Raw genomic sequence first — 12,288 nt, 5'->3', positions numbered from 1 at the left:
CCAGAAAGCGCAGCAGGTCGAGACGGGTAAGCAGTGGATCGGACACGCGTTCGATTCTATGCTCATAGTGCACACACTCAGCAGACGAGCCCCATTGTCCTCTGACAGGGGATCTTGGCCGATTGCCAATCGATCTTGACCGTTGGATTTTGTCCGGGGCGGGCTCTACAGGGGCGAGTAGGTCTGGTACTTGCCCTGCAGGGACGAGGTGGCTGCGCTGGCCACGTCGGCCCGGGGGCCGGCTGCACATCCTTGGAGGAACTCCGTGACCCGGGGGCCCGTCCAGCCTGCTGCAGCGGCAGCGACCCAGAACCGGCGGCCATCGTGGGGGTCCAGAGGATCGAGGAAGTCGAGGACGTAGTCGATCGTGGCCCCATCCAACGGGAATCGCCGCATGGCGACGGCGCGGAGGGCGCCGTCGGCGAGCATCGGAATGCCGGCCTCCAGACACCAGCGCAGGGATTGGGCCGCATCTTCCGGAGCACTCAGCCGGATCACAGCGTCACCGAGCGCGACATACACCATGGTCGCTTCGAAGGGACGCTGGGCGAGTTCACGGATCAGGCCGAGGGAAGGCTGGTGACCGCACACCCCCAGAGCCATGACCATCTGGTACTGGGTCTCCCACGTGCGGGCGTCACGGACCTCCTGCTGCAGGGCCTCCAGCAACGCCGGCCCCGCAGCGGGATCAGCAAGCCGACGAAGGCGCGTTGCAGCGGAGCGTCGCTTGGGTGAAAGCCGATGGCCGAGCTGCGCCACAGCTTCGTCCAAGGTCAGTGCCATCTCGGATCCCATCTGGCCGGTTCCATGCCGGTGAAGAGTAGGTCCTCGCTCTGACAGGACAGTCCGCGGCACTGCAGCGTCGGACGATCCCGCCCCTGGTCAAGATTGCTTGGCGGAAACCCACAGCCCGTCAAGATCACTTGGCAATCGGTCAAGATCACCTGCCAGAGGACACCCATCAGGAGGTGGCATGGACGACCACCCGCATATCCGCCTCAGCATCGACCCGGCCGAACTGGAAGCAGCACCGTCCCGCCGGCCGCCGTCCTCGATCAGCCGCGAGCGCCTGGCGCCGCCGCGCTCCGTGCCCTGCTCGAAGTGCGGCACGCTGTCGATCGCGACCCGCATCGTCACTCTCGACGACACGCCGCGCTGGCTCGACCTGTGCCGCACTCACCTGCTCGCGGCGGCGGGGCGATGCTGATGAGCACGCCGCCCGGCCGCTACCACGTGACCCTCAGCTTCGACGGCAGCCCAGCCCTGGAAGGCTGGTGGGACAACCCTGACACCGCCGACTGGAAGGCGGACCGGCTCATCGCCGAACACGCGGAGAACGCCAACGCCAGCGTGACGGTCACCGAGTGGGATGACGGCCGCGAGTGGCCGCTGCGCCAGTGGCCTACTCCTCCACCGGGGGATGCCGAACGGTCTGCCTGAGCGCCTTCTCGACGGCGAACCGATTCAGCTCGTTCTCCCGCGCGTACTCGGTCACCGCGGCGGTCACCACCGCGGCCGCCTCGAACCACACTTCGCGCTGCGTCCGGCGCTCGTCATCGTCGAGGTGTTCCAGCTTCCGCCCCTCGTCATCGGCGGCGCGCTGCAATTCGATCAATCTGTCAGGTAGATCCACGAACGGATCTTAAGCAGCTGGGGAACCGCCAGCCCCTGGACCCGTGTGTGGGAGCAGTCCCGCGCGCGGACGTGGGGAGTGGGGGAGAGGGTGAGGGTGTGGAGTACCCGGTCGAGGTGGCGCTGGCGCAGCAGGTTCCAGCCCTGCCCGAAGGGCCGGGCTGGTGGTTCGAGCCGAAGCTCGACGGCGACCGGGGCGTGCTGTGGCGGCGCGACACGGTTCGCATTCAGACCCGCTCGGGCCGCGATGCGACGCAGCAGTGGCTCGACATCGCCACGGCCGCGATGGAGCTCCCACCCGACACCGTCCTCGATGGCGTTATGTGACCTGTACGGGTGTCTCAGACCCAAGGTGTCTCAGGCGGTGCACCTCCGTAGACGAGACGCGTTCGCCTCCGATGGTTCGGGAAGCCGAGGAAGGCAATCGGGCCGTGCGGCCGTCGGTGAGGCCCGGATAGCCTGCGCGAATGAAGCGGATTCAGCGAACGGCCGGCGCGGTCGTCGGCTCAGCGGTGGGCGACGCTCTGGGCGCCCCCTTCGAGTTTGGCCCCCAGGGAGCGTTCTCTGCGCGGTTTCCCGCGCCTGGTGCCGGTGGCGAGATGTGCGGAGGTGGTGGCTGGGACCCCGGCGAGGCCACTGACGACACGCAGATGGCCGTCCTGGTCGCGGAGTCGCTGCTGGAGAGAGGCGGGCTGGATCTGCCGGACATCTTCGCCCGCTTCCAGCGGTGGGCGGCATCAGAGCCGAAGGACATCGGCTTGCAGACCGAAGACGTCCTGACCAACGGCATGCCCTGGGACCTCGCCGCCGCGATCCACTTCCAGGTCAACCAACGAGCGGCGGGAAACGGTTCCTTGATGCGGGCGTCGACCTCCGCAGTCCACTTCGCGGCCGCCGGCCAAGAAGTCACCATGGAGGCGGCTCGGCGTATCGCTGCCCTCACCCACGGGGACCGCGCGGCCTGGGAAGGCACCGCGATCTTCCACGAGCTCATCCGTGTCACGTTCGAGGACATTGACCCCCTCGCCGCGCTCCCGGACGTCCTGGCTCTTGTCCACCCTGACCACCGTGGCCGGTACGCGACCGTCCTCGCGCCCGACTGGCACCCCGAGCAGGCGACCGAGTTCAACGGTGCCGTCTGGCCCTGTCTGGGCTCAGCCGTCTGGGCCCTGCGCACCACCACCAGCTTCGAAGACGCGATACGCGCGGCGATCGACCTCGGCGGTGACACTGACACCGTCGCCGCGGTGACCGGAGGCCTCGCGGGGGCGTACTACGGGCTGGACGCAATCCCCGCCCGCTGGACCCAACCGCTCCGTGTCCCCCTCCCGGGATTCGACGGACGGGTGCTGCACGCGCCGGATCTACTCAATCTTGCACACCGCCTTGGAACCACTCACGCTGGTGATCTGCCGTCGAGTGAAGACCGTTGATGAGACAGATGTGGTAGCCCACATAAACGGCGAACTGGTCATCTGGCGCGACGGCCGGACCGACTTCGGGGCGGTCAGCTCGCGCGCCGCGGCGCGCGGCCGGCGCCTGGCCGACCTGATGCGCCGCTACCCCGCCTCGTTCGCCGCGTTCGACTGCCTGGTCATCGCCGGCCGGGACCTCCGCGGCTGCTCGTACCTGGAACGACGCGCAGCCCTCCTGGACATCCTGGAGCCGCTCGGCCCGCCGTCTGGGCGTCCGACGTCATGACGTCGCGCACCGATGTGACCAGGTGGCGGAGCAGTTCCTCGGCCATCACCGTGCGATACAGGTTTCGTTCGCTCTCGTCCGTGCACCGCACGACGGCTTCGGCTTCGCCGGTCTCCAGGAGCCGCTCGGCCCTGAGCAGGGGCGTGTTTATTCGTCGTCTTTGTGGGCGAGCCGGTCCGCTTCTCGCGGATTGTGCGTCGAACGGCTCGCTGCGCTGCGGCCGAGGCGGGTTCACTGCGGCTCGTGACGTGTCAGGGGCTCGTGACGTGTCAGGCGCAGGCGAGTTGGACGGATCTGCAGAACGAGAAAGCTCCTGGTAGACGAGGGGCGGGATTGCTCAGGGCTTGCTCGCGAATACCCACCGGTTGCCCGCCAGGGCGTCGTTCTCCTCGGGGAGCGGGCCACGTCCGTGCTGGCGGGTGAAGTCGAAGGGGGTGCGGATGGATGTGGCCCAGCCCTTGCCCGCCAGGTCGCCCGCGGAGTCGGGCCGGGGTTCTTTCGCGAACAGGTTGAGCAGGTCGATGCCGATCTGTTGGGCCGTCGCCGTGTAGAGCGGGCTGTCGCGGTAGACCGTCAAGTCCGACTCGAGCTTGGCCTCGTACGCCAGAGCGCTCCCTTGCGTGCTCAGTCGGTCCACCGTGTCGATGAGGGCCTTCTCGGCGACAGCGGGGAGGTAGAACAGCAGCCCTTCGGCCAGCCAGACGCTCGGTGCGGTCGTATCGAATCCGGCATCGGCGAGGGCTGCCACCCAGTCGGCGCGGAGATCGACCGGGACGGGCACACGCGCCGCCTTCGGAGTGGCCGACAGCCCGTCGAGCACCCCCTCCTTGAATGACAGCACTTCCGCCCGGTCGATCTCGAAGACCACGCAGTCGAAAGGCCAGTCGAGCCGGAAGGCCCGCGCGTCCAACCCCGAACCGAACAGCACGACTTGGCGGGCGCCTCCTGTGTGCACCGACCGGAGGAGGAAGTCGTCGAGGACCCGCGTCCGCAAGCCGAAGTAGCGTGCGAACCGTCCCCAGAGGGGGTTCGCGTCCCCCTCGGGGACCTGGTGCGGGCGGGTCGGCCAGCCGGCGGACGCCGGAGCGGCGAGCACGAAGTGCTCCGCGAAGACGTCCTGCGCCAGGGTGTCGTGACGGTAGGTCTCGATCGCCCGTGCGGCAGCGACCAGAAGAGCGGTAACCCCTACCCCTCCCGCCACGCCCTCCGCGCCTTCCGCGCCTGTGTCGCGTTGCGTTGTTCCGACCACATTTCCTCCGGTGACAGCGGTGACAGCGGTGACAGTTTTGACAGAGGCGCTCATCGATTCCGCTTCCGCCCCTGGGGAAGCACGACGGGTTTGACGACGCGCCCCGCTTCGCAGTCGCTTTCGGCTTCGGCGAGGTCGGCGAGGGGATACGTACGGATCAGCTCGTCGAACGGGAACCGACCCGCTTGCCACAGACTGATCAGCCGCGGGATCAGCAGGCCGGGAACCGCGTCTCCCTCGCAGATGTGGGAGATCCTCCTGCCGCGGTCCAGCGCCCCCGCCTCGATCGGCAAGGGGGTCTGCAGCCGGGCCACCAGGCCGAGATGACCGGTCGGGCGCAGCGATCGGAGCGCGTCGTTGATCAGCGCAGGGACGGCCGTGGTGTCCAGCGCGTAGTGCGCGCCGCCCTCGGTCAGTCGCCGGACACGGGCGGGCAGGTCGGATGCTGCGGCGTGCAGCGGGAACGCGCCGAGCCGTTCGGCGAGGGCCAGCCGTCCGGGGTGTCGGTCGATGGCCACGGCCACCGCCCCCGCGGCAGCGGCGGCCATCACCGCGGCCAGGCCCACCGCTCCCGCACCGAGGACGACTACGGTCTCGCCAGGCCCGGCGCCGAAGGAGTTGAGGACCGCTCCGGCGCCGGTGAGGAATCCGCAGCCGAGCGGTCCGAGAAGTTCGATGGGCAGCGAGGGGTCGACCCGTACGGCGTTGCGGGCCGGGACCAGGGCGTACTCGGCGAACGAGGACTGCCCGAACCAGCGGGGAGCCAGCGCGCCCCCCGCGGCGTCGGTGAACCTGTCGGCGTTCTCCTTGCGCCCTCCGAAAAGGTTGAGCGAGGCGAAGGAGTCGCAGTAGGCAGGGGCGGCGTTCATGCAGTTCAGGCAGTGGCCGCAGGAGTCGAAGCTCAGGACGACGTGGTCACCCTCGCTCAGCCCGGTGCGGGGCCCGCCCGTCGCGGCGACGACCCCGGCGCCTTCGTGGCCGAGTACGGCCGGCAGTGGCGAACGGCCCGCCGAACGCCGGACCGCGAGATCGGTCCGGCACACCCCGCACCCTGCGATCTCGACCAGGATCTCGTCGTCGGCCGGCCCCGAGTGCAGCACCACCGCCTCGACCGTGAACGGGCTCTCGTAGGAACGCAGTACCGCTGCATCGAACCTCATCGACATGTCGGCAGTCAGCCCGCGGTGACGACGGCGGCCGTGTGTTCCCTGGCGTGCCGGTCCATCTCGGCACGGAAAGCCGCGACCAAGTGCGGCTGGATCCTGCCGGTGGTGCGGTCACCGCCGGCGCAGACCGCGCCCCGCACACCCACGATGTCCGTGCCGATACGGGTCAGCGCACCGAGGTCGCCCACGTGCACACTGCCCGCGAGAGCGGCCAGGAGATCAGCTTCGTGGGCCCGTCGCACGAACTCCGCGCAGATCTCCGACGGGACGTGGTCGAACAGGCGGGTACCGTCCTTGACGGCGGTATCGAGCATGGCCGCGTCGGAGCCCGAGCGCAGAGCGATGTCGGGCAGCGCGAGCGGGTTGACACAGCCGATCCGGTGGGCGTCGGCATAGCCCGAGGCGACGACGAAGGCGTCCGGTCTGTACTCCTTCACCGCCCGGACGACACCCCGCATGACATCGACAGCTTGCTCGGGTGTCGTGCATCCGTAGAGCCCGACCTTGATGTAGGTGGCTCCGGAAACGGCCGCGCCGAGGGCGGCCTGGGCCACGGTGCCGGGCTTGTACGGCACATCTCCCACGGTGGCGGAGACCGGCTTGTCGGCGGGAACCGCGTCGCGAATCTCCCTGATGACCCACGGGAAGTTCGCACCGAGCGATCCCTCGTCGGGCTTTTTGACATCCACGATGTCAAGGTGTTCCGCCGCCTTCACGCATTCGTGGGCCTCCTCGACACCGTCCGGTGAGATCAGAAGTAACAACGTGAACTCCTTTCCGCGTCCACGCCCGGCCCAAAAGCAGGCAGGGGTGTGCGAAGTCGCTTGAAGCTGATGCGGTCTGCTCATCATCAGCGGCGGTTCGTGACCACCGGTAGGGCGTGCGAGAACCGAGGGAGGTGCTACCCGAGTTCCAAGTGCGCCGTGCACGCCGGTTCCCGATGGCTCACCGTCCGGCGACGCAGCGGGCCGCCAGCCAAGAGCCGGACATCGGTTCATGCCGCGCGGCACCATCTTCACTCTTTATGCTGACCAGCCGCTCTTCCCGGAGCGCAGGGCCCGGCGGCGCCCGCATAGTTACTGCTCGGACAACACACACGGCCGTCTCCAGGCCTCCCGAAAGGCAGACACACATGCGCACCGAAGCAGTCACACGTGTGAAACTCGTCTTCACCCTCTTCGACGCCGACGGCAACGGGGTCCTGGAGGCCGACGACTTCAAGCTGATGAGCGACCGGGTCGCCGCGGCCGTGCCCGACGCCGACGAAGCACGCGCCCGGGCCATGCGCGCCTCCTTCCAGCGTTACTGGGAGACGCTGGCCGGTGAACTCGACACCGACCGCGACGGCCGGATCACGTACGAGGAGTTCCAGGCGTGCGTCCTGTCGCCGGAACGCTTCAGCGGCGCCGTCGACGCGTTTGCGGCCGGTTTCGCACACTTCGGCGACGTGGACGGCAGCGGAACCGTCACCCGACCGGTGTTCATCGGCATGATGAGAGGCGTCGGCTTCGAACTGCCCAACATCGAGGCGCTCTTCGACGCATTCGGACCCGACGCCGCAGACCGGATCCGGGTGGACGTCTGGGAGGCCGAGATCAAGAACTACTACGCCCCTGACAAGGGCGGTGTCCCCGCGGACCTGCTGGCAACGGCTCCGTAGCCCTGACCCAGCCGGGCCCACGTGAAGATCCGCGACGGCGCGGTGGCCAGCCGGCCCATCTATGTGGCCCCGGCCGTCACCACCGAGGGCTGGCGGGAGATCCTGGGGCGGTGGGCCGGCGACGGCGGCGAGGGTGCCAAGCACTGGCTGCACATCCTCACCGAGATCAAGAACCGCGGCGTCAGCGACGTCCGCATGCTCCTCTCCGACGGCACCTCTCGGGCCCGGTGAACACCACCCCCCCCAGGTCATCTGCTTCGACAGGGGGACACAGTCATGCCGGGCCCAGAGGCCAGCGGCCCTCTTGCAGGACCGCTAAAAACATTACGGGGGAGGCGCTCTACTGGCGGACCGCCGAGATCAGTCCGCCGGGCCGTTCCTCGCGTTGCGGCGGGGTGCTGATCGGGCGGCCGTAGGCGGCAGCGCGCTCGCGCAGGGTGTGGCTGTCGGCCTCCCAGCCGTGCCCGGCCAGCCAGCCCACCGGGTCGTCGGGCATCTCCGAGATCCACATGGACGCCGCCGATCCCGGCACGGCGTCCGCGCCGAAGCGCTCGATCACGCCACGCGAGCCCAACGTCAGCCCCATCCGGCTGCCTGCCGCCGACTGCGCACTGATCCGGGCCAGCAGTAGCTCCACCGCATCCTCGGGCAGATAGATCAGCAGTCCTTCGGCGATCCACACGGTCGGCACTGCCGGGTCGTGCCCTGCGGCGGCCAGCGCGCCTGGCCAGTCCTCACGCAGATCCACCGCGACGGTGATCCGCTCGCAGCGCGCGACGGCCCGCTCCCGGCGCAGCACCGAAGCCTTGAAGTCCAGTGGCGCGGCGGTGTCGACCTCGAACAGCCGGGTGCCCTCGGGCCAGTCCACCCGGAAGGCCCGGCTGTCCATGCCGGCGCCGAGCAGCACGACCTGCCGGACCCCGGACGCGGAGGCCTGCTGCAACAGGTCGTCGAGGAACTTCGTCCTGATGACGATGGACAGTGACACGGCCAGCCGGCGGCGTCGCGCGGCCTCGTCATCGGGCAGCGGCGCCGAGGAGGGCCACAGACCGCCGGCGGCGGCGAAGGCCTGTGCCAGTGGGTCGCGGAACAGCGCGTGCTTCCGCTCGGTCTCCAGCGCCCGCACCCGTGCCACCCCCACCGCTGTGGCCCACACTCCCGACGGCTGCACCCGCTCCTGCTCATCAGTCACCGCGCCAGCCTAAATGATCGATTCCAAGGAGAACTGATGAGCGGAGCCAGGCTTATGCGCGGCCAGCCGGTCATGCGCGCACACTCGCCGCGCTGGTCATGACGGGGCAGTATGCCCGCCGGACACCGCCGCACCAGGGGCACAGGCGTTCGCCACCAGAGCTGCGCAAGGCCTGACCGATCCGCTGGGACGCCTCCTGTAGGCCTGCGGCGGGTCCGGGGTGATCCCGGCGAGACACTGGGCGGGGCCCGGGCCCAGCATCCCTTCCGCCACACCGAGTGCGGGTGCAACGGCAGGCACAACAACACACGGTCCAACCGTGCGATCCTGCGCCCTCTTTTCTATCGCCTGTGCCTCAGGGGGGCACCAGAGCCCATCAGCCAGAATACGCAGCGCTGTTCGGCTTGATCGCGGCAGAGACCCGTTAACCCCCACGCCCGCACCGATCACCAGCGCATGCCGAGCTGGTCGAGGTCCGCCCGTCGTTGCGGGGTGAGTTTGTCCGCGCGGCGCCGGGTGTTGGCGAGGAACATGCCGAGTGCTACGGGTACACCCTCCCCACCCCGCTCCACCCCGTGCGCGCTGCGGCCGGCCTCCGCGGGCGGCACGACCTCGGTGTGCTTGCGCGGCACCTGCAGGTGCCCTTCCCGGGCGTGGAAGGAGCGCGCAGCCGCAAGGTTGAGATTCCACTTGTCGTCCTGAGTCCGGCGTACCGGCCGCTCCTCCTCCCCGGCCTCCTCGATGCCCAGGACGCTTTCCAGCAGCCACTGCTGCGCTGGCCCGAGCTTGTCCCACCCCAACCGCTGCGCCTGCACCCACGCGCCCAGATCTTCGCCCTGCACGACCAGGACGCCGGCCTTGCGGGGGAGGGTGCCGCCGGCGTCGAGGTGGTTCTTGGACAGTCGATAGCAGCGCTGCCAGGCGGTGTCCCAGGCCGGGGCCCAGCCGGGGTCGATCGCGTCGAGGGCGTCCTGGCGGCTCTCCACAAGTCCCCAGGCGCCCGGCGCCACCGACTGTCCCTGTTCGTGCGCGGCAGCGGCTTCTATGGCCTGTCGGGCGGCGGCTCGCTGGTTCTTCAGCCACACCCCGATCGGGAACCCGCCCGCACTCACCGCGCTCACCGGCGCGAGCAAGTGCCCGTGCTCCTCCGCCCAGGCGCGGGCTGCGCGCAGGCCTTCCTCGAAGGCACTCTCGTGGGCGTTCCAGACCATGCCGAGCTTGTCCAACTGCCGTACCCGCTCCGCCTCGAGGAGTTCGGCGTTGTAGTACCTGCGCTGGTCCGCGAGCCACATGCCGAGCGGGAAGCCGGCGGGCGCCCAGTCGTCCGGCGTCACATACCGCTGCGGCACCTGCAGGACTTGGCCGTCGGTCTCCTTGAGGTACTGGATGCAGGCTTGGATGCCGCGGCGCCAGTAGGCGTTCTCCGGGTCGATGATGCGCAGCTGGATGAACTGCGCGATGAGCGCGGGATCGCGCGGCGTGCTGAACTTCAACAGCCCCGCAGCCGGCCCGCTCACCACTGCCTCATCCCAGGCAGTCTCGGCGTCTGCCTCGCTGTCGCTCTCCGGAGCATCGTCGATGTCAGTCTCGATATTGGCGTCCTGGTCCTCGCCCTGCTCCCAACTCCCGCTGCGTACACGGGGATCCGCGAGCGCTTCGATCGCGTCCGAGTCGTGCGCCCGCAGGGCACCGAGGACCTTCGTGAGGCTGCCGTAGGCATCAGAAACCAGCATTTCCGACGCATCTTCACCCGGACTGAGGAATACCGGAACGACCAATGTCGCGAGTTTTCCCTCACCCGGACGGATACGCAGAGCGCGCCCGACCATTTGCACGATGTCGACCATCGAGCCCCGCGCGTCCATAAAGGCAACTGCGTCACACCGGGCGGTATCAACACCTTCTCCGAGCACTTTCACGGACGCGAGAATCTGCACGGCCGCTTTCACCTCCCGACCGCTGCGCCCCTGCTCGCCCCCGTCCTGAGACGGGATGAAGTCGGAGGCGAAATCCTGCAGGACGGCCTGGCGGTGGCCGGGGGAGTGCTCCCCGTACAGCCACTGCGTCCACACCCGCCCGGGCGCCGGGAACCGGTCGGGATTGTCGGCGTGCAGCTGCTTGGCGACGGCCGGCACCCCGGCCGCCATCGCCTCCGCCTCCGCCACCCGACTGTGGAACGTCAGGATCCGCCGCAGCTTCTCCTCCACGGCCGCGGTCAGCAGACCGGTCTGCAGGGCCGCCAGCCTGGCGCCGCGCACTTGATCGGCGCCCAACGGCGCCTCCCGCAGCGCCTGGTACACGTCCTCGTCACGCAGCTCGACGCAAACAACCTGGTAGGGCGCCACGATCCCGCGCCGGATCGCCTCCGACAGCTTCAACTCATACGCCACCGGCCCGAACAAAACGCTGTCCCGATCCATGGACGCCACCATCCGCGGAGCATCCCCACCGGCCTCCCACACCCGCGGCGTCGCCGTCATATACAACCGCCGCTGCGCCGGGATCTGCTGCTGATCGTGCACCGCAGCCCACGGCTTCCCCGCATCCCCCGACGTCCTGTGCGCCTCGTCCACCACGACCAGGTCCCAGACCCCCACACCTCCCGCGTGAGCCGACTGGAGGGTGCGCAGACCCAGGGAGGCGTACGTGGCGAACACCGTCACCTGATCCAGACCGCGGAGCCACATCCGCAGCTCCTCCGGACTGGTCGTGCACGGCACGCCCTGGCTGTCGGCGGCGCTGAGGGAGCAGACGCCGACCATGGCCCCGCTTCGGCCGCCGGCCCGCCATGCGGCCGCTGTCTGCGTCAGCAGATCCAGCGTCGGCACCAGCACCAGGACCCGCCGCGCCTTCAACTGCCGGGCCGCCTCGACCGCCATCAGGGTCTTGCCCGAACCGGTCGCCGAGATGACCTGAGCCCGCAGCCCTTCCGCTGGCATACTCCCGTCAGGCGCTTTCTGAAGAACCCTCAGAATGCCGTCGACAGCCTCGACCTGATGGGAAAGAAGTTTCATTACTGCCATTAGTGGCTCCCGTAAAAGGTATGCTCGGTAAGCGTTTCGGGCACTGAAAAAGTGACGCCACGTTTTGAAAACTTGGCGACGCGAGCAGAGCCAGAGCCAGAGGCGGGGGCCGATGGTAGGCCTATAGTCCATAGACTAGCCCGCTCACCACAATGACGCACATGCCCAACCGGAAGCAACTCATACCGTCCGGCTTTGATCACGTAGTAGACGGCGCTCGCTAGAAGGCCCATGGTTAACGGGCAAGAACAATGAAGGAGGGGCCATGTCTTCCAATGCCGGCCAGGACGGCCAACAGGCGAGCGCTCGTCCTGAGTCAGAAGTCATAGTGTTCCTGAAGGAGTACCAGGAGCCTGAAAGGCGAGGCCCCGGGCCTGTATCCATTGGACTGTCCATGCTCATCTGCCTCGGGTTCATCGCGTGGGCCATCGGCATCGCCCTCAAGTAGCCACCGCGTCAGCCGCTTCCGCAGGCCCGCGCGGAGCGCGAGCCTGCAGGGCCGGATCGCGGAGCGATCCGAGCCGTCAGCAGCGCGGAGCGTTGCTGACCCCGCGTCACGGAGTGACGCCAACTCGCGTGCGGAGCACGCGAGTTGCACCTGGCGCGGAGCGCCGGGTACCGCCGCGTAGCGGCGGCGCGTCGTGTCTGCGGAGCAGACCGCGCGC

At 68.8% G+C, this 12,288-nt stretch carries 14 protein-coding genes and 1 pseudogene; 8 read left to right on the top strand and 7 right to left on the bottom strand.

Features of this window, described 5'->3' with window-relative positions; genetic code table 11:
• Nucleotides 1–165: 165 nt before the first annotated feature.
• Nucleotides 166–783, bottom strand: a complete 618-nt coding sequence (locus ACIREE_RS41920) for a HEAT repeat domain-containing protein (protein WP_404164767.1) — start codon at nucleotides 781–783, stop codon at nucleotides 166–168.
• A 190-nt stretch (nucleotides 784–973) separates the two neighbouring features.
• On the opposite strand from ACIREE_RS41920, the gene ACIREE_RS41915 reads away from it, so the two are divergent.
• The gene (locus ACIREE_RS41915; protein ID WP_404164765.1) at nucleotides 974–1,207 is read left to right on the top strand and encodes a hypothetical protein; all 234 of its coding nucleotides are present in this window, start codon (nucleotides 974–976) and stop codon (nucleotides 1,205–1,207) included.
• On the top strand, nucleotides 1,207–1,440 hold the full coding sequence (locus ACIREE_RS41910) for a hypothetical protein (RefSeq protein WP_404164763.1): 234 nt from the start codon (nucleotides 1,207–1,209) through the stop codon (nucleotides 1,438–1,440). The genes ACIREE_RS41915 and ACIREE_RS41910 overlap by 1 nt, the downstream gene beginning before the upstream one ends.
• Here ACIREE_RS41910 and ACIREE_RS41905 read toward each other — a convergent pair.
• Nucleotides 1,403–1,633: a hypothetical protein gene (locus ACIREE_RS41905; RefSeq protein WP_404164761.1), complete on the bottom strand. Its 231-nt coding sequence runs from the start codon at nucleotides 1,631–1,633 to the stop codon at nucleotides 1,403–1,405. The two genes, ACIREE_RS41910 and ACIREE_RS41905, sit on opposite strands and share 38 nt — an antisense overlap.
• A 98-nt stretch (nucleotides 1,634–1,731) precedes the next feature.
• On the opposite strand from ACIREE_RS41905, the gene ACIREE_RS41900 reads away from it, so the two are divergent.
• The 3 genes from ACIREE_RS41900 to ACIREE_RS41890 all read left to right on the top strand — a co-directional run bounded on the left by ACIREE_RS41900 (nucleotide 1,732) and on the right by ACIREE_RS41890 (nucleotide 3,333).
• Nucleotides 1,732–1,959 carry a hypothetical protein gene (locus ACIREE_RS41900; RefSeq protein ID WP_404164759.1) on the top strand — a complete coding sequence of 76 codons (228 nt, stop codon included), beginning with the start codon at nucleotides 1,732–1,734 and terminating at the stop codon, nucleotides 1,957–1,959.
• 140 nt (nucleotides 1,960–2,099) lie between these two features.
• Nucleotides 2,100–3,065 carry an ADP-ribosylglycohydrolase family protein gene (locus ACIREE_RS41895; protein ID WP_404164757.1) on the top strand — a complete coding sequence of 322 codons (966 nt, stop codon included), beginning with the start codon at nucleotides 2,100–2,102 and terminating at the stop codon, nucleotides 3,063–3,065.
• Nucleotides 3,066–3,075: 10 nt separating this feature from the next.
• The gene (locus ACIREE_RS41890) at nucleotides 3,076–3,333 is read left to right on the top strand and encodes a hypothetical protein (RefSeq protein WP_404164756.1); all 258 of its coding nucleotides are present in this window, start codon (nucleotides 3,076–3,078) and stop codon (nucleotides 3,331–3,333) included.
• A 337-nt stretch (nucleotides 3,334–3,670) separates the two neighbouring features.
• On the opposite strand, the gene ACIREE_RS41885 is transcribed toward ACIREE_RS41890, so the two are convergent.
• Genes ACIREE_RS41885 through ACIREE_RS41875 form a run of 3 tightly spaced genes read right to left on the bottom strand, consistent with a single transcriptional unit; the run spans nucleotide 3,671 to nucleotide 6,512 of the window.
• Nucleotides 3,671–4,582 (bottom strand): SAM-dependent methyltransferase, encoded by a 912-nt coding sequence (locus ACIREE_RS41885; protein WP_404164772.1) that lies wholly within the window; start codon nucleotides 4,580–4,582, stop codon nucleotides 3,671–3,673.
• A gap of 50 nt (nucleotides 4,583–4,632) precedes the next feature.
• Nucleotides 4,633–5,742, bottom strand: coding sequence for an NAD(P)-dependent alcohol dehydrogenase (locus ACIREE_RS41880; protein WP_404164754.1), 1,110 nt, complete (start codon nucleotides 5,740–5,742; stop codon nucleotides 4,633–4,635).
• Nucleotides 5,743–5,756: 14 nt separating this feature from the next.
• Entirely contained in the window at nucleotides 5,757–6,512 is a 756-nt protein-coding gene (locus ACIREE_RS41875; protein ID WP_404164752.1) for a (5-formylfuran-3-yl)methyl phosphate synthase, read from the bottom strand.
• 368 nt (nucleotides 6,513–6,880) lie between these two features.
• Between ACIREE_RS41875 and ACIREE_RS41870 the strand changes: the two genes are divergently transcribed.
• Together ACIREE_RS41870 and ACIREE_RS41865 are read left to right on the top strand one after the other, a co-directional pair.
• Nucleotides 6,881–7,408, top strand: coding sequence for an EF-hand domain-containing protein (locus ACIREE_RS41870; RefSeq protein ID WP_404164750.1), 528 nt, complete (start codon nucleotides 6,881–6,883; stop codon nucleotides 7,406–7,408).
• Between the two features lie 18 nt (nucleotides 7,409–7,426).
• A pseudogene (locus tag ACIREE_RS41865) lies at nucleotides 7,427–7,621 on the top strand (transposase); the annotation flags it as partial.
• A gap of 127 nt (nucleotides 7,622–7,748) precedes the next feature.
• Here the strand turns inward: ACIREE_RS41865 and ACIREE_RS41860 are convergent.
• Both ACIREE_RS41860 and ACIREE_RS41855 read right to left on the bottom strand, forming a co-directional pair.
• A complete protein-coding gene (locus tag ACIREE_RS41860) occupies nucleotides 7,749–8,564 on the bottom strand; it encodes a class I SAM-dependent methyltransferase (protein WP_404164770.1) in 816 nt (271 codons plus the stop codon).
• Nucleotides 8,565–9,046: 482 nt separating this feature from the next.
• Complete coding sequence (locus ACIREE_RS41855; RefSeq protein WP_404164768.1) at nucleotides 9,047–11,614, bottom strand: Helicase associated domain protein; 2,568 nt, start codon at nucleotides 11,612–11,614, stop codon at nucleotides 9,047–9,049.
• Nucleotides 11,615–11,888: 274 nt separating this feature from the next.
• On the opposite strand from ACIREE_RS41855, the gene ACIREE_RS41850 reads away from it, so the two are divergent.
• Nucleotides 11,889–12,071: a hypothetical protein gene (locus ACIREE_RS41850; protein WP_404164748.1), complete on the top strand. Its 183-nt coding sequence runs from the start codon at nucleotides 11,889–11,891 to the stop codon at nucleotides 12,069–12,071.
• Nucleotides 12,072–12,288: the final 217 nt, after the last annotated feature.

Origin of the sequence: Streptomyces sp. NPDC102467 (genome assembly GCF_044765445.1) — a bacterium.
In the GTDB taxonomy this organism is placed as follows: domain Bacteria; phylum Actinomycetota; class Actinomycetes; order Streptomycetales; family Streptomycetaceae; genus Streptomyces.
The sequence above is the reverse complement of the archived record's forward strand: the minus strand, read 5'-3'. Positions and strand labels throughout refer to the sequence as shown.